The following is a 26,508-nucleotide window of genomic DNA, read 5'->3' as shown; positions in this document are numbered from 1 at the left end:
GGAAGCCTAAATATCATCATGGATTTTCATGGACATTTCGACTGCCCTTGAGAAGATGAGTCACCGTTTCAAATCTCACGGAAGCCATACCGCACGGAATTGCACCCTAATGAAGATATACCCCCCCTGTCACGAATACCTGTAATGGGGGGTAACTGCTCAGACTAATCCGATTGAACTGGACGCCGATGCGTGGATTACAGGTCGAGAAAAAGATGTAGAAAAGTTTTGTTCAATGCCTATCATTTGAAGACCCTGCACTGACTGCAAACTCTTTTGCTGGAAAGGAAGAAGAATCTAACGCGATATGTTGGCCACTAAGAATAACGGAAATGAAAAATCGAACAACCACGCTAGTACGAAGTTTACCGTAATGCAGACACTGAAATGACTACAAATTTACGAGTGGTAAATCACTCTGGCGAGCGTATGGTACATCTGGATAGCATCTGATTTACTTTTAGACATAAATTCTATACCACCAGCGAGCGAAGTGTAGAGCTCTACTTTTTCTTCCTGTTCTTCAAGTGAGGGAAGTCGAGTCAAGTCTAGAAGAATGCATTCACAAAATTTTCTGAGCAACGGCGTGTCAGCCATTTTCAATGTGACATCATTAAAGAGGCAGTCAATTGCTTCGATGGAGTAGCCCACAATTCCAGATACATGCAACTCGCTCGAACGTTTGTTGTCTGTCAATGCTACACACGCCAAATAAAAGTATCTTCGCAGCATTTTTACCGCCTTTCCCAAGAAGTTTGAGCCACTTCTTAGAACAAGCTAAAAGACTTGCGTGGCCCTTTGCACGTTTCCGAGACGTTTACGGGCAGTCTTCGTATTGGTCAAAGTTTCTGGCAAAGCAGCGGCGACCAAGTTGATATTGATATCAAGATGACGGCAAAAAGCCAGCAAAATATCGCCACGAGGTGCGGACTCGTCCGATGGGTTAAGCATGTTGAGCACGGTCGCGTAGCCAACACCAATTTTATCTGCCACTTCCACTAATGTCGTCTGTTTCTCGGCAATTTTTTCGTGACTCATGAATCTCAGACTAGACTTCCATCCTACCATAGTGTTTTCCCCCTTACCGAACGTTTCTTGGATACCAGTCGCCAACCGTTCAGCTTCGTCTAAGACTGTAATCGATAGGCAGTTGTTTGTCAAATTCCACTCGACTTCTCTTCAATCTTCTCTTATTTGAAATAACTATTCCACATTTCTTTCCGAACGTCAAGGAAAAGCTGCCCTTTTGCCTTTATTTTAGACGGAGTGCAATTCAGTCTATCTATCAGAACCATTTGGGGGTAAAAATCTCTGATATGTTTCGATAACCAGCGATTACTCACGCTGAATTGGAGGGAAAAGCAGAATCAGAAGAAAACTTTAGGCTCACAAATCGAATCGAAATACAAAAATTTCCCGACCGCGTTAACGGTAGGGAAAGTGGACATCGCATGGACGCATCGCCGCATGTGCTTTTACTTGACACTTGAGCATACTCTATGGTGACGGCGTCTGCAACAAGGAGTGCAGGCAGATGCAAAATGAAACTCAAGCCTCGGACGTCACTGACCACAAGCTCGCGCACCAGCGGAACAAGAAGCCAGTAAAGGCTAACCGCGAGAAAAAGGCCGAGCAGGTCATCAAACCTTGGATGGAAGACTTGAAGCTACTGAGGATTTCAAAAGAAATAAGAACTGAAATCTTGTCGAAATACCCGATTTTGAAAGAAAACGAGGCATTCCGGTGGCTCATGGCCTACCTGCTTTGGGACGGGTGGCGAGATAAGAGGACTCCTGAACGTATCGTCCTCCCCGCAAAACTCGTGACTTTCGTCGTCAGCGAATGGTCAGCCGATAATAAGAAGCACTGGAGGCAGGCTTGGGGTGTGAAGGCAGGCAAGCCAATCACTGCGTCCTTAATGTTCCAGCAGTTCAGCACTTCGGTCTTGCCCTTGCATTTGAATCCTCACCGGATTGCCGAAACATGCCGTACCTGTTTGCCCGCCTGTTGCAACCTTCTCATAGAAGCGCGTACCGAACATCTGGGCACCACTGCAACTTGCCCAGTCTACTTTGTCAGTGGGAGGCCAGCTCTGACCCCACAGCATCACAGAAAAGTCTTACAGGCCCAGGGTGCGATGCAGGCCGCTCATCTGGAGCGCTTGCGTCCCGATTATCAGCGGCGTTTCTTTTGGCCGCTCTTGGAACTGCTCAACAACACGAATACGCAGCAGGTCAGTACCGTTCTGCACGACAACTTCAGCCATGCCCAGGAAGCTTTGTCCAAGCGAGTGAGCAACTCGGCTTCACTCTCTTACAGCACAGCTCTTCTCCTCCAAATCAAACACACTTCAATGCCTGTTCTCTACGAACCGAGCCGTAAGGGAAAGTCGCCCAGGATTTCTCCGGTCGATGGAAGCGGACCAGCCCTGGCCTTGCCCAAAGAGGTGCGCCAAGCTCTGATGCGGGGCTGCTGGGAATTCGACTTGGTGTCCGCCCAACTGGCGGTGGTCGCAAGACTTTGGAATATTGAAGCCCTGCAAAGCTTCTTGGAACAGGCTTGTGACGGTAGAGGTCACAGCATCTGGCAGGAATTGATGGACGCGGCTGGGCTTCCGCAGAATGGCTCCTACAAACCTCTCCTCAAGGAATTCGTGTACGCCTGCTGTTACGGCATGCGCCTCCCTGCGCTTAAAGATTTGCTATTAGGTCGGGGGAAAAACCACAACGGGCGGAGCGTGCGTCTCACCCAGTCTCAGTACGGCGCTTTGATGCTGCATCCACTCCTGCGCGAACTCCTTAAGGCTCGGGACAACGCATTGGCTAAGGCTGAGCAAAACGGTAAGGTGGTAGTGCCATTTCTGCCCAAAGCCGAACAGCGCTTTGCCCTCAAAGCAACCGACAAAGCGGCGAAGAAGTACAGCAACGAGAGACGAGCAACAGCACGTTCTGCATTGGCCTGCGCTTCACAAGCCGTGGAACTGTGGCTCCTTATGCCTACCGTGGAAGTTCTGAAACGGTTTCCGGCTACCCAAATTATTGCCCACCAGTACGATGGGTTTACCGTCGCCGGGCCGGAATACACCCTGAAAGAAATGGCTCCACAGTTAATAAAAGCCGTAGATGAACAGATGCGGCGGTACGGCATTGCCTCGAAATTGGATGGAAAACTGCTGACCTAAAGTCAGCCGCTGAAGTTTTTCGTGCCCGGCAGTTTTTAGGCAACCACGCTGAAAGGCACCTCTCCAGCGCTGCCGGGCCTCAACCACTCCCTCTCCCTCTCCCTCTCCTCTCCACCACCTCACCTCACCACCTCTCCACCCCTCTCCTCTCCACCACCTCACCTCACCACCTCTCCACCCCTCTCCTCTCCACCACCTCACCTCACCACCTCTCCACCCCTCTCCTCTCCTCTCCTCTCCATAGTGCTTAACTCTCAGGCTTAATAGCGTAGAGAACCAGCACTGAGACGCAGAAAACTGCCGTACGGAGGAAAATTTCCTTGCGTGACCTACCTTACATATCGGTTTGACATCTACAAACCATAAATACAGTTTAATCCGCACTGGGAGGGCATCCAACGCCTTCATCAGGTTGGAACTGGCGTGCCGGATGGATGTCGAGGAGCTGGCCGCCAATTGGCTTAGCAGACTGCACACCGAAGATTTCCCTTAAGCTGCATTGGACAGATAGGTGACTGACTTCCAATTCGTTTAATATGTCGACGTCTCAGAAACACCATTTAACCTGCGCTGGGAGGGCATCCAACGCCTTCATCAGGTTGGAACTGGAGTTCCGAATGGACGTCGAGGAGCTGGTCGCCAATTGGCTCGGCAGACTACACACCGGAGATTTCTTTTAAGCGGCATTGGACAGATAGGTGACTTAACTTCCAATTTGTTCGACATGTCGACGCTTCAGAAACGCCGTTTAACCTGTGCTGGGAGGGCATCCAACGCCTTCATCAGGTTGGAACTGGAGTTCCGAATGGACGTCGAGGAGCTGGTCGCCAGAGAGACATTTCAGCGATAGAGGTGAGCATAAACCAGCCTCACCGTTCAGACTGATTTTGGAGCAGGGTAGATGAAGATAACACTGAACCAAACGAGACCGGTGGACCGTTTGAACCCTCAACTGAAGAATCTCCTGATTTAAAGCATGGGTACCCTATTTACGGAAAGAAGACTGGGGGCGGAGTAAATGCCCCTCTACCCCCCTCTGTCCCCAAAACCTGTTCGTGAAAAGTCAATCGGATTTGGAAAGTGCTACAAGCGGCAACTCATTGCCAAGCACAATCTGAATTTTGGAAGAAAGATGTGCTGGAGCAGCTTGACAAGTGGTAGAGCAATTCAATCCTGCGGGTAATCGGCGGGTAATACGTTCGCCGACTTGGAAACGAATTAAGGTGACAACGTAAACAATTAACATCGTTATGTTTAAAAGTACCAGCGCCAATAAGCAGCCCAACGGCGTGATTTCAAGCTGTGAATGGCATTACTGTGTACCTGCCGCTGCAAAAGCCGCTGGAGGCTTGTATTTTGCCCGCGCCTCCGCTAAAGTCTTGAAGCCTGCTGCGTGCAGGGAAGTAAGGCGATGTAGCTCAGTTGGTTAGAGCGAACGACTCATAATCGTTAGGTCCCCGGTTCAAGTCCGGGCATCGCCACCAAGACCAAGAACCCTGTCTGAGACGGGGTTTTTTTGTGTCTCGTAAAAAATTTACTCTATGCAGCCAACTGTAATCGTTCGCTCTCCAGACCCATCTGAAGCCGCCTATCAAAGCGGCGTTCATGGTAGATAACCACGCGTCTTGTCCCAAAGAGGCAGTAAACTGAGCGGCATGACCACCCAACCGTCCGTGGAGCAACTCAGCGTCAACACCATTCGCACCCTCAGCATTGACGGCGTGCAGGCGGCCAACAGCGGCCATCCCGGTGCGCCGCTCGGCATGGCCCCAATGGCTTACGTGCTGTGGCAAGATTTCCTGCGCCACAACCCCAAGCACCATGAGTGGCTGGGCCGCGACCGCTTCGTGCTGTCGCCGGGGCACGCCAGCATGCTGATCTACTCGCTGCTGCACCTGACCGGCTACGATTTGAGCTTGGAGGAACTCAAGAATTTCCGGCAGTGGGGCAGCAAAACCCCCGGCCACCCCGAGTTCTTCCACACGCCGGGCTTAGATGCCACCACCGGCCCGCTGGGTCAGGGCGCGGCGATGTCGGTGGGCATGGCCCTGGCTGAAGTGCATTTGGCCGCCCGTTACAACAAACCCGACCTCAAGATTTTTGACAACCACACCTACGCCATCGTCTCGGACGGCGACCTCCAAGAAGGCATCAACCACGAAGTCGCTTCACTGGCCGGACACTTACAACTCGGCAAACTGATCTGGATGTACGACGACAACGACGTGCAGCTTGACACCGGCACGTCCAAGACGTTTACCGACATCACCCCGCTGCGCTACGAAAGCTACGGCTGGCAAGTGCTGGAAGTCCACGACGGCAACGACTTGGTGGCCATCAAAAACGCGCTTGAATCGGCCCGCAACGACACCCGCCGCCCCAGCCTGATCAAAATCAAGACCATCATCGGCTACGGCAGCCCCAAGGCCGGAACCAGCAAAGCGCACGGCGAGCCGCTGGGCGAGGAAGGCGTGGCCGCCACCAAAGCGGCGCTCGGCTGGGACTACCCGCCGTTTACCGTGCCGGAGGAAGTGGCCCAGCACATGGACGCCACCGAGCGCGGCGCGGCGCAGGAAGCCGAGTGGAACACCTTGATGGACAAGTACCGCGCGGATTACCCTGCCGAGGCCGCCGAACTCGACGCCATGATCGCCCGCAAACTCGCGCCCGACTTCAGCGACACGCTGCCCAATTTCGAGGTTGGCAGCAAGGGCATGGCCACCCGCGCCGCCAGCGGCAAAGTCATCAACGCGATTGCCGCCAAGGTGCCGTCGCTGCTGGGCGGCAGCGCTGATTTATCCGGCAGTACCAAGACCACCATCGAAGCCTCAGAGGCCATCCAGCCGGATGACTACGGCCAGCGCAACATTTACTTTGGCGTGCGCGAGTTCGGCATGAGCGCCATTGCCAACGGCCTGAGCCTCTACGGCGGCCTGCGCCCGATGGTCGGCACCTTCTTGGTGTTCGCCGATTACCTCAAGCCGGCGGTTCGTCTCTCGGCCCTTCAGATGCAGCCGGTGATCTATGTGCTGACCCACGACAGCATCGGACTGGGCGAGGACGGCCCCACCCACCAGCCGATCGAGCAGCTCGCCATGCTGCGCTCGATTCCCAACACCTTCGTGATGCGCCCCGCCGACGCCAACGAAACCGCCGCCGCTTGGCAAGTCGCCTTGGAGCGCACCGACGGCCCCACCGCCCTGATCTTGACCCGTCAGGATTTGCCTACCCTGCCGCGCAATTACAGCGGCGTGCAAAAGGGCGCTTACGTGGTCAAAGACGCCGAGAACGCCCAGATCATTCTGGTGGCCTCGGGCAGTGAGGTGGCGCTGGCCATCGACACTGCCGAGAGCCTGGCCGCCGAGGGCACCCCGGCGCGGGTGGTGAGTATGCCGTGCATGGAAGCCTTCCGGCAGCAGGATCAGGCTTACAAAGACAGCATCCTGACGCCGGGCGTCAAGCGGGTGGCCATCGAAGCCGCCTCGCCGCAGCCCTGGTACGAGTGGGTCGGCTTAGAAGGCGCGGTGGTGGGCATGACCACCTTTGGCGCGTCGGCCCCCGCCAAGACCTTGTTTGAGAAGTTCGGCTTCAGCGTGGCGAACGTCAGCAAAGTGGTCAGGAGCGTTCTCTAAATTCAGCCACCCCAACAAAAAAGCCGCCCCATATCGGAGGCGGCTTTTTTGTTGACACTTACTTCAAAAACAACTTGTACGCTGCGTTCTGGCTCATATCGTGCGCCGGGTAACCGAGCGCCTCCACCGACGCCAAGAAGTCGGGCAACTCGGCGTCCGGCACCTGAATGCCTGCCAGCACCCGCCCGTGTGCGCTGCCGTGGTTGCGGTAGTGAAAGAGGCTGATGTTCCAGCGGGACTGCAACTGAGTCAGGAAGGCCAGCAGAGCGCCGGGGCGTTCGGGGAAGTCGAATGAGTAGAGCCGCTCATCCTGCGCTTCGGGGGCGCGGCCTCCGACCATGTGGCGCACGTGGACTTTGGCGAGTTCATCCTCGGTCAAGTCGGTGACGGGGTAGCCCTGCCCCTCCAGCGCGGCCACCAACTCAGGGCGCTGGTCAGGATGGCCCAGTTGCACGCCGACGAAAATGCGGGCCTCGTTGCGCGGCGCGTAACGGTAATTGAATTCGGTGATCTGGCGCACGCCCAGCGCAGTGCAAAAGGCCTTGAAGGCTCCGGCCCGCTCAGGAATGGTGACGGCCAGAATAGCTTCGCGCTGCTCACCGATCTCAGCCCGCTCGGCCACGTGGCGCAACCTGTCGAAATTCATGTTGGCCCCGCAGGTCAGCGCCACCAGCGTTTCACCCTCCAGCTTGTGCTGCCGGGCGTACTTCTTGAGGCCCGCCACTGACAATGCTCCGGCAGGCTCCATCACGGCGCGGGCGTCGTCATACACGTCCTTGATGGCGGCGCAGACTTCATCGGTGCTGACCGTCACCCAGTCGTCGACGTACTGGCGGGCGAGATTGAAGGTATGTTCGCCGACCATCTTGACCGCCACGCCGTCCACGAACAGGCCCACCGTGTCGAGGCGCACCCGCTCCCCGGCCCGCACACTCCGGGTCATGGCGTCGGAGTCGTCAGGTTCGACGCCCACGATTCGCACATTGGGCTTGAGCGCCTTGAGAAAGGCCGCCACGCCTGCGATCAGGCCGCCGCCACCGACTGGAATGAATACCGTGTAGGCGTCAGCTTTGACTTGCGACAAAAGTTCCAGGCCCACCGTGCCCTGACCGGCGATCACGTCGGGGTCGTCGTAAGGATGCACGAAAGTGAGGCCGAGTTCGCGCTGCAACTCGTAAGCGTGGGCCTCAGCGTCGCTGAAAGAATCGCCGAACAGGACGACCTCGGCTCCCCTTGCTCGGCAGGCCCGCACCTTGATTTCGGGAGTCGTCACCGGCATCACGATGACGGCCCGCACGCCGAGTTTCTGAGCGCTGAAGGCCACCCCCTGCGCGTGGTTGCCCGCCGAGGCGGTGATGACGCCTCTTGCCTGCTCCTCGGCGCTGAGCTGGGCCATCTTGTTGTAAGCGCCTCTAAGCTTGAACGAAAAGACCGGCTGCTGATCCTCGCGCTTGAGCAGCACGGTGTTGCCGAGTCGGGCCGAGAGCTGGGGCGCGGGCTGCAAATCGGTTTCAATGGCCACGTCGTACACGCGGCTGGTGAGGACTCGGCGCACCCAGTCCATGTTCGTTGGAGTTGTATCGTTTGGCGCAGATTGGAGAAGAACGGTGGGTTCGGTCATAGCGGCTCCTTTGGAAGTTGGGAAGTTGGACAGACAAAAAAAGCCCCCAACACGAAGTCAGGGGTCACGTTAGGCGCAAAAAACCGCCCGGTTTACCCGGTGGTGAGAATAATTCGCGCCTGCATGGTGCTGAGCATACGCTCTTGGGCGGAGCGTGTCATCTTCTCGCCAGCTTGCCTGCCCAGCGGGTGAGCAAAGCCGGGCCAATCCGAACAGTGAGGATGTGGCCGAGTGGCCGCATTCACCCGTCCCACTCGGCCTGAAGACGCGCCCAGTCCTGCGGCGTGTCCACATCTCGCAGCGCTCCTTGCGGCAAGTCCACCCACACCGCTTCCTTCCCGTACTTCTGGATGAGGTGCTTGGGGCCGTGATCGCCCGCTTGGGTAAAACCGCTGAATAGATCGACCCTGAATAGATGCGGCGGGGCGCGGACACCAGCTTCACCAAACCTAGCCAGCACCAGCGGCGCACCGCTCTCCACAAACGCTTCCAGCACAGCGCGGTGATGCTCAGCCGTCACAAACGGCATATCGGCCAGCGCGAAGTGAGCCGCCGCCACATCCGCAGGCAAAGCGGCCAGCCCCGCCCGAAAGCTCTCCGACAACCCGAGTTCGGGGTGGGGGCATTCGGCCAGGGTCAGCGGCAACCCGGCGAGGGCGGCCCGGACTTGTCGCCCCAGTTCGCCCGGCGGAGTCACGACGATCACGCCCGCGAATCCGGCGTCCAGCACAGCGCGGGCGGCTCTGCGCACCAACGCTTCACTCTCCAAAATTAGCAGTTGTTTGGGCTGTCCCAAGCGGCGACTCTGACCCGCCGCCAAGACGACGGCCCACACTTCTGGCCACACCTCCGGCACTGTGGTGGTGGTTGGTACAGTGGCGGTCATTGGCACACGCTCAACATGCCGAACAGTCTAAAGCGGCCCGCGCCTGCTAGCCTAAGCTCATTCATGTCTGCCCCCAATCCCAGCGCCCCTGATCCCAGTGCATCCAGCCTTGGCGCAGCCCTGATCGCCACTGGTTATTTGCCCTCAGCAGCACTCGGCACGGCGCTGCGCCTCGTGACCTTGCTGGGCAAGCCACTGCTGCTCGAAGGCCCCGCCGGAGTGGGCAAGACGCAGGCCGCCAAAGCACTGGCACAGGCGCTGGGCACCCGGCTGATTCGGCTGCAATGCTATGAGGGCCTAGACGCGCAGTCTGCCCTCTACGAATGGAATTATCCGCGCCAGTTGCTTCATCTGCGCCTCTTGGAAGGCCAGCACGCCCTGGAAACGAACCCAGAAACTGAGCAGGATTTGTACCGCCCAGAATTTTTGCTGCGCCGCCCACTTTTGGAGGCCATTACCCAAGACGCCCCGCCCGTCTTGCTGATTGACGAGGTGGACCGCGCCGACGAAGCTTTCGAGGCTTTTTTGCTCGAACTGCTGGCCGAGTGGCAAATCAGTATTCCCGAACTCGGCACCATCAGCGCCACGCACCGCCCCCACGTCATCCTGACCAGCAACCGCGAGCGCGACCTGAGTGACGCCCTGCGCCGCCGCTGCCTGTATTTGTGGGTGGATTACCCCACGCCGGAAGCTGAACTGGCCATCGTGCGTGCCCGTTTGCCGAACGTGGAGGCCAGCCTCGCCCAGCAAGTCGTGAACGCGGCAGCGTATTTGCGGGCCTTGCCGCTGAGCAAAACCCCCGGCATTGCCGAAACGCTCGACTGGGTGGAAGCGTTGGTGGCGCTCCATAGGGACGCGCTGACCCCCGAGACCGTGGAGGAAACGCTAGGCTGCGTGATCAAGCTGCGCGAAGACCAAGCGGTGGTGCGCCAGAAATTACAGGGCTTGATGACAGCGGCACTGCAACAACTTTGAATGGACAACAACTTTGAGCAGGCATCAACAAGTCTAGATTTTACCCTCACTCGTCTTCGCCTTCCGGGTCGCGGGTTTCGCTGGGGCGCGGGTGCGGGGCGTCCACTTCCTGCTTGCTGAGATCCGTTTTGGGGGCGCTCCGCACCAACCGAATAGAAATCGGCGCGTCGCCCAGACTGATCGAGCGCTGCGGAAAGGGTATTTCGATGCCGGCCTGATCCATGGCGATTTTGATGCGGCGGTTGAATTCGCGCTGCAAAGCGTACTGGGTTTTGGGCTGCACCTTGAAGAGCGCCCGCAGCTTTACGCCGTCGGCGGCCAGACTGGTGACGCCCTGAACCTCGGGAGCGTCCAGAAAGTTGCCGCTCCATTCGGAATCGGCGTAAAGGTCGTCGCAAACTTTTTGCAAAACCTGCAAGGCCTCGTTGACGTTGGCGCTGTAGGTCACGTCTACAGTGGCCACCACCCGCGACCAGTCCTTGCTGCTGACGCTCACGGTGTTGATCTGGCCGTTGGGCACGATATGCACCGTGCCGTCGAGGGCACGCAGGGCCGTAACCCGCAAGTTCAGCTTTTCCACCTCGCCGCTGAGGGTGCCGCTGTTAACCGTAATCACGTCGCCCACCCCGTACTGGTCTTCAAGCAGAATGAAAAAGCCGTTGAAGACGTCTTTGATTAAGCTCTGCGCTCCGAAGCCCACCGCCAGACCGAAGACCGAGACGCCCGCCAGCAAGGTGGTGGCGTTGATGCCCAGCGCCTGCAAGATGCTGATGGCGGCGATCAGCACCACGATGACGCGCAGCGTGCTGTCGACCACGCCGCGCAGCGTGCCGAGGCGCACCGCCCGGCGGCTGAATTCGTCGCCCGGTACGATCCGCGACGACAAATTGCCCACCAAACGCCAGCCGATCAAGCTCAGCGCCACGATGACCACCAACTGTCCGGCGCTGGCCCTGAACCAAGACGTGATGATCTGGCCCGCGCTAAACAAAATCGGCACCGGCACATAAACGGCGTACACCGCCACCGCCAGAGCGCAAAAAATGCAGGTAAAGAGCCACAACCACCTGAGCAGCACCAGCAAACCGGGCCGGATGTGAGGGGTGAGCTGGCGCAGCAGTAGGCGGCCAAAGCGCCAGACGGCATAGACCACCACCAGAACCAAAATGACCTTGAGCCAGATCCAAGGCTTGGAAAGTTGTGCAACGAGGAGGTCAAACATTAAGCGCTAGCCTGTCACGCGCCGATGAGATGAGTGGGTGAGCGAGCGGCCAAGCCTACCGGCGGCGCGGCCAGCCAGCCACAATTCTCAGCCAGCAATGCTCAGGGCTGCGCCGAATTTGAACCCGCCAAACCCTCACTCAGCCGCTCGATGAAGCGCGATTGGTGCGCCCGTGAAGCCCGCAGCAAAGCGTTTTTGACCGCAACCGCGTCGGCGCTGCCGTGACCGATGTAGCTCAGGCCGCGCACGCCCAGCAAAATACTCGCGCCGTAGGTGCTGGGATTCATCCTTTCGCTGATGGCCCGCAGGCCATCGCGCACCAACAAGCCGCCCAGCTTGGCACGCGGGCTGGAAGTCAGCGCGTCTTTGACCCAGCCGAGGAGCACCCGCGCTTCACCTTCGGCCAGCTTCAGCACGATATTGCCGGTAAAGCCGTCGGTCAGCACGATATCGGTGGTGCCTTTGAAAATGTCGCTGCCCTCGATGTTGCCGTAAAAGTTGATGCCGGCTTGTTGTCTCAGCAGAGCGTGGGCTTCCAAAGTCAGGGCGCTGCCTTTGTGGGCTTCCTCGCCAATGCTGAGTAGGCCCACCGTGGGGTTCTCGCGCTCCTCGATGACCCGCAAATACAAGCTGGCGAGCTGCGCCCACTGCGCCAGATAACTGGCTTTCACGTCGGCGTTGGCTCCGGCGTCGAGCAGCGCCACCGGCCCGGTGCGGGCGGGAATGTAGGTCAAGATGGCGGGGCGGTCGATGCCGGGCAAGCGGCCCAAGATCAGCAGTGAGGCGGCCATCGTCGCGCCACTGTGGCCCATGCTGACCAGCGCCGCCGCCTGACCCGCCTTGACCAGGTGGGCAGCCACGTTGATGCTGGCTTCCTTGCGCCCGCGTACGTCGCTGGCGTGCTCATCCATTCCGATCACGTCCGGCGCGTCAACGACTGTCAGCGGCAGCGCCGAAATGCCGGAATGTTTACTGAGTTCGGCGTGCAGCTTGACCTGATCGCCCACCAGCGTGACCCGCACGCCCGCTTTGGCGGCCATCACCGCGCCTTCCACGTTCGGCACCGCGCCGTGATCGCCGCCGACAGCGTCTAGGGCAATAGGTAAACTTGCAGCGGTGTCGGGTGCTGCCTTGATTTCAGACTCAGCCGTCATCTTCTGAATCCAGAGCGCTGCTCACATAAAAGGGGCGCGGCTCGAAGCGGCCTTCGCTGCGGTTGCCCGTCCCGCCCTCGCTGGGGAGGCGGTAGCCGGGGCGCTCCACCGAGGCGCGGATGTCTTTGAGATCCACGTATTCGTCGGCGGCGTTGCGCAGCTCGTAACTGGTCATCTCGGGAATCGAGGCGACCACCACCCGCTTGCCGCGCAGCCGCAGCGCTTCGACGGGGCGCTCGAAATCGCCGTCGCCGGTCAGCAGCACGGCAGTGTCGTAGAGGCCGGCGGTGGTCAGCAAATCGGTGACGATCTCGATGTCGAGGTTGGCGCGGCGGTGGGTGTCGCCGTGTTCGTCGGTATTTTCGCGCAGGGTGCGGGTTCTCACGGTGTAGCCCATATAGGTCAGCGCGTCGATGAAGCGCTTTTGCTTGTCGTCGACCGGCGTGGGAACGGCAGTGTAATAAAAAGCGTTGTAGAGCCGCCCCATGCTGGCAAAGTGCTCCAAGATCTTGCGGTGATCAAAGTTCCAGCCCAGCCGTTTGGCCGCCGCGTAAACATTTGCTCCATCAATAAAAAGTCCAATCCGCTCTAAATACTGTGGTTGTTCCATCTGTCCTCCGGGCGCGGCCAAATTGGGGAAGCGCCCATCTATGTGGTGCTGAAGTGGTGTTCAAAGGGTCAATGAGAGTTGAGTATGCCCGCAGTTATGCGTCGGCAGTTGCCGCCCGCCAAGACAGTGGCCTTAGGCGGCTGGCCTTAAGATACCGGCTGCCCGCCCCGAAATGTCAATTCAGGTTTTTCTGAATAAGGTGTCGCTGAACTCACTATGGGTTTGAATGCAACGGCAACTGGGGCCGCTGGCCCTCTTGGTGCAGCGCGGCCCACACGTCCTGATTGAGCTTGAGTAAATCAACGCCGCCGTATTCGGCTGGCAAGGCCTGGAGGTATTTCTGGGCTTTGTCGAAATTGCGGTGGGTGAGACTGCCGTATCCCCAGCGCCTGTGCAGCGCGGCGGCCAGCAAAATCAGGGACTGCAAGAACGCCCGCTCCTCACCGGCAGCGATCAGCCAGCGGCCTTCCCAAGCTTCGTGGGCTTCCCACCACAGGCCGGCATTAAACAGCCGTGCTCCCTCATTCCACTCCTGACTGCTCTGGGCCGACCACATGTCCTCAGTGTGGCGCATTCCTGCCGCGCCGCCCCCTCACCCTCCCCGAGACTAAAGGCCGCCTGAAGGTGTTCACGCCGTAATGCCAACTTGTCACACATGTGATTACAGGTTAAGCGGCGTAAACTGTGGACATGAAACCCGTAGAACTGAGCGACAGCAATTTTAAGAGTGAAATCGAAAGTGGACTGACCTTGGTAGACTTTTGGGCCCCCTGGTGCGGCCCCTGCCGGATGGTCGCCCCCGTCATGGAAGAAATCGCCGGGCAGTACAGCGGCAAAGTCAAAGTCGGCAAGCTCAACGTGGACGACAACCAGCAAACCGCCATGCAGTTTAAGGTCATGAGCATTCCCACCGTGATTTTGTTTAAGGACGGCCAGCCGGTTGAGGGCGTAGTGGGCGCACAGCCCAAGCGGGCCTTCGAGCAACTGCTCAACAAGCACGTCGAGAACGCCGTCAGCAACTGAGTTTTAAGCGTGACTGCCGAGCCGCTCCTGTTATGGGGGCGGTTTTTGATTTGGCCGCAGGATTTTAACCCAGCGCCAGCACCGCCCGAGCAGTAGGTTCGTCGACCACCAAGACTTTGGCCAGCCCGCCCAGCAAAGCGGCGTGCAGGGCGCGGGCTTTGCCGACACCGGCCACCACGCAGATGGTTTGCGGCGCAGCCCGCACCAACCCCAAATCGGGGCCGCTGGCCCGCGCGTTCATGGGAATGCCTTCAAAGCTGCCGTCGGCGCGGAAAAATACGGTGGCAAGGTCGCCCACCACCCCCGCCGAGATGAGTCCAGCTTCCTCGTGGGCTTCCAAGTAGCCTGCCGTGTAGACGTAGCTGGGCATTTCAGCCTCGGTGCTGCCCAGCGAGTACAGCAGCACGTCGGCCCGCTCTTGGAGTGCGAGCACGTGCCGCACGCTGCGCTCTTGCCACATCATCTTCTTGGTTTCGGCGCTGTCGAAAAAAGTCGGCACCGGAAAAAGCTGTGCCCTGCCGCCGTAATTGCGGGCAAAGCGGGCCACCGTATCGGTGACAAAGCCGCTCATGAAGTCCTCGGCGTTGGCCGAGCCGTTGAGCTGAACAAAAGTAAGTTCCGGAATGGCGCGGGGCTTCAGCGCCCGGCTGACCGCTTCCACTGTGTTGCCCCAGGCCAGGCCCACGATCTGCCGAGATTGGAGGGTATTGCTGAGCAAGTTGGCGCTGTACGCCGAGACGCGCTCCAAGCTGACGGCCTCGCTGCTGCCGGTGGGGACGTCCACCACATGCGGCGAGAGGCCCGGAAAACGCTGACGGAGCTGAGCTTCGAGAACCTGTGGATGCTCGGCGGGGTCATGAATCCGAATTTCAACGAGGCCGCTCTGCTTGGCCAGCGTCAGCAGCCGCGAGACTTTGGGGCGCGACACGCCGAGTTCGGCAGCAATTTGGCCAGTGGTCAGGCCCTGATAAAAGTACAGCCGCGCCACCTGCACCGCTTGGGCAGCTTGGTCGGGCAGCGTTTCGGGAGGGGCGTGATCTGGGTTGGCCATGGTGTCTCAGCATAACGACTGGGCCGAGGCAAAAACTTGCACAAACGTTCAGCGCAGTATTGACATTTGTTCAGTCGCAGTGAACACTAACCTTCAACCCCAGCCCCCTCCCTCTCCGCCCTTTGACCAGGAGACTCGATGCCTCAGTACATTCTCGCGCTCGATCAAGGCACCACGTCCAGCCGCGCCATCGTGTTTGACCAGTTGGGCAACATCAAAGCGCAGGCCCAAAAAGAGTTTCATCAGCTTTTCCCGCGTCCGGGCTTGGTCGAACACGACGCCCAAGAGATCTGGAGCACCCAAATCGGCGTGGCGCAAGAAGCCATCACGCAGGCCCGCTTGCGTCCTAGCGACATCGCCGCCATTGGCATCACCAACCAGCGCGAAACGGTGGTGATTTGGGAGCGGGCCAGTGGCAAGCCGATTCACAACGCCATCGTCTGGCAAGACCGCCGCACGGCTGGGTGGTGCGACCAGCTCAAAGCGGCGGGCAAAGAGGAATTGATTCAGCAAAAAACTGGGCTGATTCTCGACGCCTACTTTTCCGGCACCAAAGTCAAGTGGATCTTGGACAACGTGCAGGGCGCACGCGAAAAAGCCGAGAAAGGCGAGCTGGCTTTTGGCACCCTCGATTCGTGGCTGGTTTACAACCTGACTGGCGGTGAGTTGCACATCACCGACGCTAGCAACGCTTCGCGCACCATGCTCTACAACATTCACACTGGCGAGTGGGATGACGAACTTCTTGCTCTGCTGGACGTGCCGCGCGGCATTTTACCGGAGGTGCGTAATTCTAGCGAAGTCTACGGCGAGACCGCCGAGGGCTTACTGGGCAGCCGCATCAAAATTGCCGGTATCGCGGGCGATCAGCAGTCAGCCACCTTTGGGCAGGCCTGTCTGGAGCGCGGCATGGCCAAAAACACTTACGGCACCGGCTGCTTTTTGCTGATGAATACCGAAAGCGACGCGGTGCCCAGCCAAAACCGCTTGCTGACCACGGTGGCTTGGCAACTCGGCGGCGAGCGTACCTACGCGCTGGAAGGCGGCGTGTTTGTCGGCGGCGCAGTGGTGCAGTGGCTGCGCGACGGCCTGGGTATCATCCGCAGCAGCGGCGACGTTGAAACGCTGGCGGCCAGCGTGCCGGACAGCGGCGGGGTGTTTTTGGTTCCGGCCTTCGTGGGACTGGGCGCTCCGTACTGGGACCCCTACGCACGCGGCAGCATGCTGGGCCTGACGCGCGGCTCGACCGCCGCCCACATCGCCCGTGCCGCGCTGGAAGCGGTGGCTTACCAAAGCGCCGAACTGGTTGCCGCCATGGAAAAAGACAGCGGCGTGACCCTGAGAGAACTGCGGGTAGACGGCGGGGCCAGCAACAACGACCTGATGATGCAGTTTCAAGCCGACATTCTGGGCGTGCCGGTGGTGCGGCCCAAAATCACCGAAACCACTGCGCTAGGAGCCGCTTACCTGGCAGGCTTGGCGGTGGGATACTGGCAAGACACCAGCGAGATTTCGGCTCAGTGGCAAGAAGAGCGCCGATTTGAGCCGCAGATGGAGCCAGCGGAACGCGGGGCCCGCTTAGCCAAGTGGAAAAAAGCGGTGGAGCGCTCCAGAGCATGGGAAGACGCCGACGCCTGAACGGGTGCGCTGATTAGGCCGACCCTTCCGCGCTGTCCAGCTTTATTGCTCTGTGAGTTGCCTCGCTGAACATCTGTTCAAACCGTGCGAACATAAGTTCAGATCTTTTGCTCTCATCCGTAAGCGCCGATTCACCCACCGACTCAAAAGGAATCACCCATGACTCAACCTCTTCCCAGCACCCGCGCCCAGCACCTCCAAACCGCTGCTCAAGACACCACTTGGGACGTTGTGGTCATCGGCGGTGGCGCTTCAGGCCTCGGCGCGGCAGTCGAAGCGGCCACGCGCGGCTACAAGACTTTGCTGCTCGAAGCTTATGACTACGCCAAAGGAACTTCGAGCCGCAGCACCAAACTGGTTCACGGTGGGGTGCGCTATCTGGCGCAGGGCAATGTGTCGCTGGTGCGCGAGGCGCTGCACGAACGCGGCCTGCTCAAGAAAAACGCGCCGCACTTGGTTCACGACCTCGGCTTTTTGATCGCCTCGTATACGTGGTGGTCAAAGCCGTTTTACGGCATCGGCATGAAGGTGTACGACGCGCTGGCGGGCAAGCTCAATTTGCAGCCGAGCCGCTTGGTCAGCAAAGCCAAAGCCTTGCAAATGGCTCCCACTCTGCAAAAAGCCGGTATCAAAGGCGGCGTGTTGTATTTTGACGGCCAATTCGATGATTCGCGCCTCGCCATTACCTTGCTGCGAACTTTTGAAGATTACGGCGGCGTGGCGCTGAATTACACGCCGGTGGTGGGCCTGACCAAATCCGGCAGCAAGATTTCAGGGGTCAGCTTCCAAGATTCCGAAACAGGCAAAAGCTACGCCGTCAAAGCCAAAACGGTGATCAACGCCACTGGGGTTTTTGTAGACAGCGTCCGCAAGATGGACGACGCGCAGGCAAAGCCCATGCTGTCACCGAGTCAGGGCGTCCACGTGGTGGTGGCCCGCCAATTCTGGCCGAGCGACAGCGCCCTGATGGTGCCGCGCACCGACGACGGACGGGTGCTGTTCGCGGTGCCGTGGCACGACCATGTGGTCATCGGCACCACCGACACCGCCGTGCCGGAAGTCAGCTTGGAGCCGCGTGCTTTGCCTGAAGAAATTGATTTCATTCTCAAAACCGCTTCGCAGTACATGAGTCCAGCTCCCACCCGCGCCGACGTGCAAAGCGTCTACGTGGGCCTGCGCCCGCTGGTCAAGGCGGCACAGGGCAGCGACACCAAAGCCATCTCACGCGACCACGTGATCCGCATTTCTGAAAGCGGCCTGCTGACCCTGACCGGAGGCAAGTGGACGACCTACCGCCGGATGGGCGAGGACGCCGTCAACCGCGCGGCCAAGCTGGCAAATCTGCCCGAACGCCTGACCCTGACGCCGGGCCTGCGCCTACACGGCTGGAGCGAGGATGAGCGGGCCGACCACTGGAAGGTTTACGGCAGTGACGCCGACAAGATTCAGAAGCTGGAAGGCGCGACCACGCCGCTGCACCCCAAGCTGCCGTATATGGAAGCCGAAGTGCGCTGGGCCGCCCAAATGGAACAGGCCCGCACGGTGGAAGATGTGCTCTCGCGGCGCTTGCGGGCGCTGCTGCTGAACGCCCAGTCGAGCATTGAGGCGGCCCCTCGCGTGGCTGAGCTGCTGGCCGAAGAACTCGGCCACGACAAAGCTTGGCAAGCCGCGCAGGTGGAACAGTATCGAGACTTGGCGAAGGGTTACTTGCTGCCTGCCTAAATCGAAACTGAAGTGAACGGGGTCAGAGCTGCGGCTTTGACCTTTTTTAGCAGCTGAATCCAAAGAACAGACAACAAAAAATCCGCCTTTTTGGGCGGCCGTCTTTCTCGAATCTCTTTAAATTGATAAAAAAAGTATAGCGCGGTATTTAGGCGCTGTCAAGTTTATGCACTGGAAGGTAGGGGATTTTCGGGCATGGTGGGGCTTTACTCACCCATCAACGATCTGACGTGTAGACGCTGCGAGTCCGTTGCCAAGGCCCAAGCGCTGTGTTCATTTCGCTGAGTTTGCTGTTCTCGGCGGAGTTGAGACTGACGCCGAGTTTGCCCACGTACTTGAGCTGAAAACCTGCACTCTGGGTCTGACCCGTCAGGGCGTAGCGCCGTGCCGGGAACAGCACGCAGCAGCAAGGCCACAGGCGCAGCGGGCGCACTCACCGCCGCTTGGGCAGGCACGGCGACAACTGGCGGCAGAGCTATTTGAGCTTGCCCCACGCTGAGCAGTAACCCCGCAGCCAGAAGGGTGAATTTTTTCATATCGCCCAACATACTCAACCTGCCCCCCCGAAACAGTACGGTTTGACGGCGTGGACTGAGCGACCCCATCACCAAAAGCCTGTCCGTTTTAGGGTGAAACGGGGCGGGCTGATTGGTGAGCAGGAGCGTCAGCGTCTCTTGTTGCCAACAGCGGCTTCTTGACCACAACGGCGAGCCTCTCAACTCGTCCTCATCCGCCCCAAGCAGTGGCGCGAACACTAGCGGGCCTCCCCCATCCCCGCTTGGCGCTAAACTGCTCGCCATGAGACTCGCCGTCATTGCAGATTTGCACGCGAATCTGGAGGCGACCCTCGCCGTTCATGAAGACCTTCGCCGCCGTGAACTTTCCGAACTCTGGGTACTGGGCGACATCGTCGGCAAAGGGCCGCGCCCACGTGAAGTGCTTCAGTGGGTGCAGGAGCACGCCAGCCGCACCGTGCAGGGCAACTGGGACGCGCGGGTGGCCGGCGTCACCAACCGCCCGCAGGATTTGTGGCCGCGCAGCCGTCTGAGCGCTCCAGAGCTGCGCTACCTCGCCGAGTTGCCGTTCGGGATCGAGGAGCAGTTCGGCGGCGCGTGGTGGCGCTTTGTCCACGCCAGCTCCAAAGGGGTCTTTCACCGCCTTTACCCGCACAGCAGCCTCCACGAGCAGCTTGAAGCCTTCGCCCCGCAGCCGCACCTCGGCCTGCACGAGTACGCCGACGCTCTGGTGTACGCCGATATCCACGAAACGCTGATGCTGGACGTAGAGGGCCGCCCGCTGATCAACTGCGGCTCAGTGGGCAACCCCCTAGACAGCACCTTGCCGAGTTACCTGATTTTGGAATTTGCCGAAACTGGCCCGAGTTACAGCGCTCAGTTCGTGCGACTGACCTACAACCGGGACGCTGAAATTGCCGCCGCCGAGCAAAGCGGAATGCCTTTCACCCGCGAGTACATCGCTGAACTCCTGACTGGCGCGTACCAAAAACGCCGGGCACGCGGTGAGGGCACCGGATAACTCCACGTACCGTCACCCGACTTCAACCTCACCGACCAGCTTAGGAGCAGGCCGCTCCGCACCGGTTGAGGCGGCGCGGGGGTGCTTCCCGAGACAGGAGAGTGCCAGAGAAGCTCTCCTCCGCCCCGCCGCCCTTAGCGCCGCCCAAACGGTTTGTCGCTGCCGCGTGCATCTGGCGTGCGGGCGTCTGGAGCGCCGTAGCTGGGGGCCACTTCACGGCCTGCGCCCGCAGCGCTGCGGCCTGCTGGCGACGTGGTCGAGCCGTTGTACGAGTTGCCTAAGCCCGCGCTCGGTGCGGCGTTGGGGTTCGCGCCGCCGGGATCGTTGGCGAGGCGGGCAAATTCTTTGGCGTCAACGGCCCGCTCGAGGCCCGCGTCGTAGCTGATGATGCGGCGGCGAAATAGACCCGCCAAATAAGCGTCCATCGTGACCATGCCTTCCCGTGAGCCGGTCTGCATCACCGAGACGATCTGATAGGTCTTGCCTTCGCGGATCAGCGCCCTGACCGCCGGATTGGCAATCAAGAGTTCGTAGGCCAGCACCCGCCCACCATCAAGGCGCGGAATGAGCTGCTGGGTCATCACCGCGACCAGGTTGTTGGCGAGCTGCACCCGGATCTGCTCTTGCTGCTCTTCGGGAAACACGTCCACGATGCGGTCAATCGATTCGGGGGCCGAGTTGGTGTGCAAAGTTCCCATCACCAAGTGCCCAGTTTCAGCGGCGGTCACGGCGGCCTTGATGGTTTCGTAATCGCGCATTTCGCCGACCAGAATCACGTCGGGGGCTTGGCGCAGCACGGCCCTGAGGGCATTGTCAAAGCCGTAGGTATCGCTTCCCACCTCGCGCTGATTGATGATGCTCTGCTTGTGCTGGTGCATGAACTCGATCGGGTCTTCGATGGTCATGATGTGCAGCTTTTTGTTGACGTTGATGTAATCGATCATGGCCGCCAGCGTCGTGGACTTGCCGGAGCCGGTGGGGCCCGTCACCAGCACCAAACCGCGCGGAGCGTTGGCAACCTCGATGACGTTTTGCGGCAAGCCCAGATCCTGCACACTCTTGATTTTGGTGGGAATGAGGCGCATCACGCCGCCCACCGAGCCGCGCTGCACGAAGGCATTGACGCGGAAGCGGGCTTGATCGCCCAGCGCGAACGAAAAGTCGAGTTCGCGCTTGTCTTCAAATTGGCGCTGCTGCTTGTCGTTCATCATGCTGTACATCAGCTTGCGTGTATCGGCGGGGGTGAGCGTCTCCATATCTTCTTGGGTGTAGACCCCCGAAAGCTTGAACTGCGGCGGCAAACCCACCGTCAAGATGACGTCGGAAGCGTTTTTTTCGGCGGCGATCCGCAGAATGTCGGTAATATCGGGGCCAAAGGTCATGGAGTCTCCTTAGAGGTGTGAATGGGGGACAGGCAAAATTAGGTCAGTTACTGGTGACGGCCAGCACTTCTTCGAGAGTGGTCTGGCCCAGCAGCGCTTTCTCGATGCCGTCCTGGCGCAGGGTTTTCATGCCGCTTTGCTCAATGGCGATTTCACGAATTTCGGCGGCAGTTTTGCGTGTGCCGATGGCGCGGCGAATCGGCTCGTCGACGACCATCAGTTCGTGAATACCCATCCGGCCTTTGTAGCCGGTGCCGCCGCAGCGTGGGCAGCCTGCGCCACGCTGCAAGTTCGCGCCGCGCATCTCGCGCTCTCCGATGCCCAGCCGCCGCAGCACTTCGGGGTCGGCATTAGTGGGGCGCTTGCAATCCGAGCAGACTTTGCGCACGAGGCGCTGAGCCAGCACACCCACTACCGAGGCCGAAATGTTGAACGGTTCCACGCCCATCTCGTCAAGGCGGGTAATCGCGCCGGGCGCGTCGTTGGTGTGCAGAGTGGCCAGCACCAAGTGGCCAGTGAGCGCGGCTTCGGTGGCGATTTTGGCGGTTTCGGTGTCGCGAATCTCGCCAACGAAGATGATGTCGGGATCTTGGCGCAGGAATGCTCTGAGGGCGCGGGCAAAGGTCAGACCCGCTGCCGTGTTGACCTGCGACTGCATGATGCCGGGGATCTCGTATTCGATCGGGTCTTCGATGGTGGTGGTGTTCTTGTCGGGGCGGGCGATGCGCTTTAAGGTCGAGAAACTGGTAAACGATTTGCCCGACCCCGTAGGGCCAGTCACCAAGATGATGCCGTTGGGCTTTTCGATCAGGTCAAGAAAGCGCCCGAAGTTGTGCTCAGAAAACCCCAGCTTCTCGACTTCGGGGATGTTGCTGGCTTTTTGCAGCAGACGCATCACGGCTTTTTCGCCGTAGACGGTGGGCAACGTCGAAAGGCGCAAGTCGAGGTCGATGCTGCCCTTCTTGAAGCGCACCCGTCCGTCTTGCGGTACGCGCCGCTCGGCAATGTCGAGGTTGCCCATGATCTTGATGCGGGCCAGCAAACTCTGAGCCGCGCCTTTGGGAAGTTCGGTGTGTTCGCGCAGCAGGCCGTCGATGCGGTAGCGCACCCGCACGCTGTTTTCAGTGGGTTCGATGTGAATATCCGAAGCTTCTTGCAGGGCCGCTTCACGAATCAGCCCGTCCATCACCCGCACCACCGCGTTGTCGTCGAGTGAGCTGAGATCAGCAGAGACGTCCTTGTCTTTTTCCTTCTGGCGGCTGGTTTTGGCGAGTTCCTCGTTGAGCTTGGCCATGTCCTTGTCGCCGAAATAGCGCTCGATAAGGCGGATGATGTCCTTCTCGGCCATCACAGCGGGCAAAATCTCGCGTCCGGTAATCAGTTTGAGATCGTCGAGCGCAAAGACGTTGCGCGGGTCTTTCATGGCAATGACCAGCGACTCGCCCTGAAGACGCATCGGCACCACCGTGTAGCGGCGGGCGGTGGCTTCGGGAATCATCAAAGCCACTTTGGTGTCCGGCGGCGACGTAACCGGATCGACGAACTCGTAGCCGAGCTGCGAAGCCAGCGAGCGGGCCAGCATCTCGGGGCTGAGCTTGCCCGACTGCACCAAGGTGTCTTCGAGCCTGCCACCGCCGGCGTTTTGCTTGATCAGCGCGACGTCGATTTCCTCGCTGCTCGCAAAGCCCAGATCAATAATGACCTCGCCCAGCGGCTTGACTTTGCCCTGGCGGGCCTGCACCTGCAAGGCTTCGCGCAGTTGGTTGCGCGACAAAGTTCCCTGCTGCACCATCGCTTCGCCCAGTCTGCCCTTTTGCGGATAGGTGCGCTCAATCAGGTTTTCAACGTCGCTGGGACGGGCCAGCAGCAAGTTGACTGGGCGGCCAATCAGCGCCCCGATGTCCTCGCGCCGCCGCAAGTCGCCGGTGATCACGTTGACGCCGGCGGCGTCTTGGCTGATCGGCACCGAGCCGAGCCGCAAGGCGTCGGAGCGCAGCAGCAGGCCCAGCACTTCCTCAGGAGGATTGTATTCGCGGGTGTCGCGCACGTACTGACTGCCTTGCTGCTCAGCCAGCGTGGCGTAGAGCTGCTCTTCGGTGATCAGTTTGAGGCCCAGCAGCACCGTACCCAGCGACACGCCGCTGCTGCGCTGCTGATCGAGCGCCGCCATGATCTGCTCTTCACTCACGAAACCGCGCGAGATCAGCCGCTCACCCAGCATCACCCCGCCCGTCGCTTTATTTTCCTCAAGATTGGGCACGGGCAAGCCGAGCTCAGGATAAAAGCTGGCAATCGCCCAGTTCACTTGCTCGCGCAGCGCCTGATAAGCTTCGACGGTGTACCCGCTCTCGTCTTCCATCAGTTCCAGCGAGGCGTTGTTGAGCGCGTCCACGAAGGCCACCCGCAAGGTGTTGTCTTCCAAGGCAAACGGCACGCCCCGCGCCTGCACCGCCGCCGAAGCCGGAATGCTGGCAATCGCCTGCGGATCGGGTGTCAGGGCCGTCAGATCGACCAGCGGCAACCCGAAGGCTTCTTCGAGGGCGCGGGCGATGCGTTTTTCGCCGATCACGCCGCCGTCGATCAAGATGTCGGCGAGGCGGCCTCCCACCTCGGTGTGGCGGTCGAGGGCTTTTTGCAAGTCCATGTCGTTGACGTAGCCTTGCTCCAGCAAAATGGCTCCGAGGCGGCGATCACCAATCGAAAGGGTCATTTTTTCAGCTCCTTATTTGTTATGGGCGCTTGACTTGATGTTCGGCGCTCTTTGCCGTACCAATCGTGGCCGTAGCGCTTCAAGACCAAGCGCTCCAAGCGGCGGGCGAGGTGGGTGTGCGGCAGCGAATTGTTGACGATGGGATGAACCATCAGGGTGTAAAGTCCGGCGATATTGCCGCCCAGCACGTCGGTAAACAGCTGGTCGCCGACCATGCCGACTTGCTGCGGGGGCAGCTGCATATGGGCCAATGCCGTTTTGTAAGCGCGTTGGAACGGTTTCCCAGCCATGCCGACGCCCTCGAAGCTGAGCTTGTCGAGCCAGAAGCGGGCGCGTTTGGCCGTGGCGTTGCTCAGCAAGTAGAGTTGCACCTCGGCGCGGCGCAGTTCGGCGGCCCAAGCGATGATTTCGGCCCGCTCCTGATAGCTGCCGTAGGGAATCAGGGTGTTGTCGAGGTCGAGCAGCAGGCCGCGCAGGCCACGCGCCGCCAAAAAGTCCGGCGTGATGAGCTCGATGCTCTCCAGCACTTCACGGGGCCGCAGCAACCCGCGCCCGGCCTGCGGCGGAATGAGGTTCGGCGGCTCGGTGCTCATGCCCGCACCCCGATCAGCGCCAGCATTCTGCCGGTGCGCCCGGCGTCTCGGCGGTGTGAATAAAAAGCGGGTTCGGAGGTGCAGCGCCCCGAGAGCCAGATCTGCTGAGAACTCAGGCCCGCTTCGCGCAGCACCTGAGCATTCACGCCCGCCAAATCGAGTTGACTGCCGTCCAAATGCGCCCCGAAGCCCGCCGCCGCGAACTTGCCGGCGACTTCTGGCCCCACTGCATACTGCTGGGCACTGATCCCCGGCCCCACCGCCGCCCGAATCCGCTCTGGGCGTGCGCCGAGGCGCTGCATGGCCTGTACGGTGCGCTCGGCAATACGGCCAAGAGAGCCTTTCCAGCCCGCGTGGGCCGCGCCGACGACGCCCGCCTGGGGGTCTTCGAGCAAAATCGGGTAGCAGTCGGCGGTCAAAATGCCCAGCACCACCCCTGCCTCGGCGCTGACGTGGGCATCGGCCATTTGAATCTTGTTGGGACTGGCCTCTACTACTTCCGTGCCGTGAACCTGGTCGAGCAAAGCCAGTGCGCCGAGCGCAAAGCCCAGCGGCTCCAGCGCCCTGCGGCGGTTCTCGGCCACCGCAGCCGGATCGTCTTGCAGGCCGCTCAGTAAGCGGTCATCGAGGTTGAGGCCGCCGCCCGCCGGAGCGCCGTAAACGCCCGACGACACGCCGCCGAGACGGGTTGTGAAAGCGTGGGGAGCACTCAGGTGCGGCGCGTGAAGCATCAGAAATTCAGTGTAGAGGTGCATGTCTCACTGGATTCTGTCAAGACCGGGCGGTGGGGGGGGTGGCAGGCGTCACGGTGCAGTGCTTCCAGCGCGTGACAGCGCGGCCCGCCTGTTACCCTACTCGGATGACGCCGGAACGCTATGCCAAAATCGTGCGGGTTCTCTCCCTGCGCCAGCCCACCCTCAGCTTGCTGATGGACGAAGTCAACAAGCCGCACAACTTCAGCGCCATCCTCAGAACCTGCGACGCGGTGGGCGTACTGACCGCCCACGCCGTACCGCCCAAAAATGGAGTGAGCGGCAACGGGCTGCTGCCCACCTTCAATGCCACGTCCGGCAGCGCCGAGAAATGGGTGGCGGTGCAGCCCCACGCCAGCGCTCTAGAGGCGGTGGCGACCCTCCAAGCCCAGGGGATGCAGGTGCTGGCCACTCACCTTTCGCAGCGCAGCGTGGATTACCGCGAGTTGGACTACACCCGCCCGACGTGCGTGCTGCTCGGTGCAGAAAAATGGGGGGTTTCGGATGAAGCCGCCGACGCCGCCGACGCCAACATCATCATTCCGATGTTCGGGATGGTGCAGAGCCTCAACGTCTCGGTGGCCGCCGCGACGATTTTGTTTGAAGCCCAGCGCCAGCGCCTCGCCGCGGGGATGTACGCCGAGCGCCAGCTCAGCGACGCCGAGTTCGAGCGCCTGCGTTTCGAGTGGGCTTACCCCGAGCTGGCACCTCTTTACCGCGAGCGCTCAGAACCTTATCCGGCGCTGGGCGCAGCCGGCGAGTTGCTGAGCCCCGAAGCGCCAAGATGAGAGGGCCGCTCAGTAGAACATGATGGTTTTCA

22 protein-coding genes and 1 tRNA gene are annotated in these 26,508 nt (G+C 60.0%); 9 read left to right on the top strand and 14 right to left on the bottom strand.

What is annotated here, in order from left to right; genetic code table 11:
• Window positions 1-399: 399 nt before the first annotated feature.
• On the bottom strand, window positions 400-732 hold the full coding sequence (locus tag EHF33_RS11040) for a hypothetical protein (protein WP_124871309.1): 333 nt from the start codon (window positions 730-732) through the stop codon (window positions 400-402).
• 45 nt (window positions 733-777) lie between these two features.
• Window positions 778-1,038 carry a helix-turn-helix domain-containing protein gene (locus EHF33_RS11035; RefSeq protein ID WP_124871306.1) on the bottom strand — a complete coding sequence of 87 codons (261 nt, stop codon included), beginning with the start codon at window positions 1,036-1,038 and terminating at the stop codon, window positions 778-780.
• Between the two features lie 496 nt (window positions 1,039-1,534).
• Here EHF33_RS11035 and EHF33_RS11030 point away from each other — a divergent pair, with 496 nt between their 5' ends.
• The 3 genes from EHF33_RS11030 (at window position 1,535) to tkt (ending at window position 6,813) form a co-directional block, all read left to right on the top strand.
• Window positions 1,535-3,181: a hypothetical protein gene (locus tag EHF33_RS11030; protein ID WP_124871303.1), complete on the top strand. Its 1,647-nt coding sequence runs from the start codon at window positions 1,535-1,537 to the stop codon at window positions 3,179-3,181.
• Window positions 3,182-4,588: 1,407 nt separating this feature from the next.
• A tRNA-Met gene (locus tag EHF33_RS11025) sits at window positions 4,589-4,665 on the top strand.
• A gap of 171 nt (window positions 4,666-4,836) precedes the next feature.
• The gene (gene tkt, locus EHF33_RS11020; protein ID WP_124871300.1) at window positions 4,837-6,813 is read left to right on the top strand and encodes a transketolase; all 1,977 of its coding nucleotides are present in this window, start codon (window positions 4,837-4,839) and stop codon (window positions 6,811-6,813) included.
• Window positions 6,814-6,871: 58 nt separating this feature from the next.
• On the opposite strand, the gene ilvA is transcribed toward tkt, so the two are convergent.
• Together ilvA and EHF33_RS11010 are read right to left on the bottom strand one after the other, a co-directional pair.
• Window positions 6,872-8,377, bottom strand: a complete 1,506-nt coding sequence (ilvA, locus tag EHF33_RS11015; RefSeq protein ID WP_420889960.1) for a threonine ammonia-lyase, biosynthetic — start codon at window positions 8,375-8,377, stop codon at window positions 6,872-6,874.
• Between the two features lie 298 nt (window positions 8,378-8,675).
• Window positions 8,676-9,320, bottom strand: a complete 645-nt coding sequence (locus tag EHF33_RS11010; protein ID WP_124871293.1) for a nucleotidyltransferase family protein — start codon at window positions 9,318-9,320, stop codon at window positions 8,676-8,678.
• Window positions 9,321-9,383: 63 nt separating this feature from the next.
• On the opposite strand from EHF33_RS11010, the gene EHF33_RS11005 reads away from it, so the two are divergent.
• Window positions 9,384-10,295 (top strand): AAA family ATPase, encoded by a 912-nt coding sequence (locus EHF33_RS11005; protein ID WP_124871290.1) that lies wholly within the window; start codon window positions 9,384-9,386, stop codon window positions 10,293-10,295.
• Between the two features lie 46 nt (window positions 10,296-10,341).
• Here the strand turns inward: EHF33_RS11005 and EHF33_RS11000 are convergent, their stop codons facing one another.
• The 4 genes from EHF33_RS11000 to EHF33_RS10985 all read right to left on the bottom strand — a co-directional run bounded on the left by EHF33_RS11000 (window position 10,342) and on the right by EHF33_RS10985 (window position 13,837).
• Complete coding sequence (locus tag EHF33_RS11000; protein ID WP_124871287.1) at window positions 10,342-11,517, bottom strand: mechanosensitive ion channel family protein; 1,176 nt, start codon at window positions 11,515-11,517, stop codon at window positions 10,342-10,344.
• A gap of 101 nt (window positions 11,518-11,618) precedes the next feature.
• Complete coding sequence (gene plsX, locus EHF33_RS10995) at window positions 11,619-12,671, bottom strand: phosphate acyltransferase PlsX (RefSeq protein ID WP_124871284.1); 1,053 nt, start codon at window positions 12,669-12,671, stop codon at window positions 11,619-11,621.
• Complete coding sequence (locus tag EHF33_RS10990; protein ID WP_124871281.1) at window positions 12,661-13,281, bottom strand: LabA-like NYN domain-containing protein; 621 nt, start codon at window positions 13,279-13,281, stop codon at window positions 12,661-12,663. Before EHF33_RS10990 ends, plsX begins: the two co-directional genes overlap by 11 nt.
• Before the next feature lie 214 nt (window positions 13,282-13,495).
• Complete coding sequence (locus tag EHF33_RS10985; RefSeq protein WP_124871279.1) at window positions 13,496-13,837, bottom strand: DUF309 domain-containing protein; 342 nt, start codon at window positions 13,835-13,837, stop codon at window positions 13,496-13,498.
• Window positions 13,838-13,971: 134 nt separating this feature from the next.
• Here EHF33_RS10985 and trxA point away from each other — a divergent pair, with 134 nt between their 5' ends.
• Window positions 13,972-14,304 carry a thioredoxin gene (gene trxA, locus EHF33_RS10980; protein WP_124871276.1) on the top strand — a complete coding sequence of 111 codons (333 nt, stop codon included), beginning with the start codon at window positions 13,972-13,974 and terminating at the stop codon, window positions 14,302-14,304.
• A 64-nt stretch (window positions 14,305-14,368) separates the two neighbouring features.
• Here the strand turns inward: trxA and EHF33_RS10975 are convergent, their stop codons facing one another.
• On the bottom strand, window positions 14,369-15,355 hold the full coding sequence (locus tag EHF33_RS10975) for a sugar-binding transcriptional regulator (protein ID WP_124871273.1): 987 nt from the start codon (window positions 15,353-15,355) through the stop codon (window positions 14,369-14,371).
• Between the two features lie 138 nt (window positions 15,356-15,493).
• On the opposite strand from EHF33_RS10975, the gene glpK reads away from it, so the two are divergent.
• Together glpK and EHF33_RS10965 are read left to right on the top strand one after the other, a co-directional pair.
• Window positions 15,494-16,993, top strand: coding sequence for a glycerol kinase GlpK (gene glpK / locus EHF33_RS10970; protein ID WP_124871270.1), 1,500 nt, complete (start codon window positions 15,494-15,496; stop codon window positions 16,991-16,993).
• A 159-nt stretch (window positions 16,994-17,152) separates the two neighbouring features.
• On the top strand, window positions 17,153-18,715 hold the full coding sequence (locus EHF33_RS10965; protein ID WP_124871267.1) for a glycerol-3-phosphate dehydrogenase/oxidase: 1,563 nt from the start codon (window positions 17,153-17,155) through the stop codon (window positions 18,713-18,715).
• Between the two features lie 217 nt (window positions 18,716-18,932).
• On the opposite strand, the gene EHF33_RS10960 is transcribed toward EHF33_RS10965, so the two are convergent.
• Window positions 18,933-19,148 carry a hypothetical protein gene (locus tag EHF33_RS10960; protein ID WP_124871263.1) on the bottom strand — a complete coding sequence of 72 codons (216 nt, stop codon included), beginning with the start codon at window positions 19,146-19,148 and terminating at the stop codon, window positions 18,933-18,935.
• Window positions 19,149-19,513: 365 nt separating this feature from the next.
• On the opposite strand from EHF33_RS10960, the gene EHF33_RS10955 reads away from it, so the two are divergent.
• Window positions 19,514-20,251: a metallophosphoesterase family protein gene (locus EHF33_RS10955; RefSeq protein ID WP_124871259.1), complete on the top strand. Its 738-nt coding sequence runs from the start codon at window positions 19,514-19,516 to the stop codon at window positions 20,249-20,251.
• A gap of 134 nt (window positions 20,252-20,385) precedes the next feature.
• Here the strand turns inward: EHF33_RS10955 and EHF33_RS10950 are convergent, their stop codons facing one another.
• The 4 genes from EHF33_RS10950 to pgeF are packed head-to-tail and all read right to left on the bottom strand — an operon-like array spanning window position 20,386 to window position 25,691.
• Window positions 20,386-21,633 (bottom strand): type IV pilus twitching motility protein PilT, encoded by a 1,248-nt coding sequence (locus tag EHF33_RS10950; RefSeq protein WP_124871257.1) that lies wholly within the window; start codon window positions 21,631-21,633, stop codon window positions 20,386-20,388.
• Window positions 21,634-21,676: 43 nt separating this feature from the next.
• On the bottom strand, window positions 21,677-24,343 hold the full coding sequence (locus tag EHF33_RS10945) for a type II/IV secretion system protein (protein WP_124871254.1): 2,667 nt from the start codon (window positions 24,341-24,343) through the stop codon (window positions 21,677-21,679).
• Complete coding sequence (locus EHF33_RS10940) at window positions 24,340-24,936, bottom strand: YqeG family HAD IIIA-type phosphatase (protein WP_124871252.1); 597 nt, start codon at window positions 24,934-24,936, stop codon at window positions 24,340-24,342. Before EHF33_RS10940 ends, EHF33_RS10945 begins: the two co-directional genes overlap by 4 nt.
• Window positions 24,933-25,691 carry a peptidoglycan editing factor PgeF gene (gene pgeF / locus EHF33_RS10935; RefSeq protein ID WP_124871250.1) on the bottom strand — a complete coding sequence of 253 codons (759 nt, stop codon included), beginning with the start codon at window positions 25,689-25,691 and terminating at the stop codon, window positions 24,933-24,935. Before pgeF ends, EHF33_RS10940 begins: the two co-directional genes overlap by 4 nt.
• Window positions 25,692-25,795: 104 nt before the next feature.
• Here pgeF and trmH point away from each other — a divergent pair, with 104 nt between their 5' ends.
• On the top strand, window positions 25,796-26,476 hold the full coding sequence (gene trmH, locus EHF33_RS10930; RefSeq protein ID WP_124871247.1) for a tRNA (guanosine(18)-2'-O)-methyltransferase TrmH: 681 nt from the start codon (window positions 25,796-25,798) through the stop codon (window positions 26,474-26,476).
• Window positions 26,477-26,508 lie beyond the last annotated feature (32 nt).

This window comes from Deinococcus psychrotolerans (genome assembly GCF_003860465.1).
In the GTDB taxonomy this organism is placed as follows: domain Bacteria; phylum Deinococcota; class Deinococci; order Deinococcales; family Deinococcaceae; genus Deinococcus; species Deinococcus psychrotolerans.
Note: the sequence above shows the minus strand (reverse complement) of the source record. Positions and strands in the feature narration are given on the sequence as shown.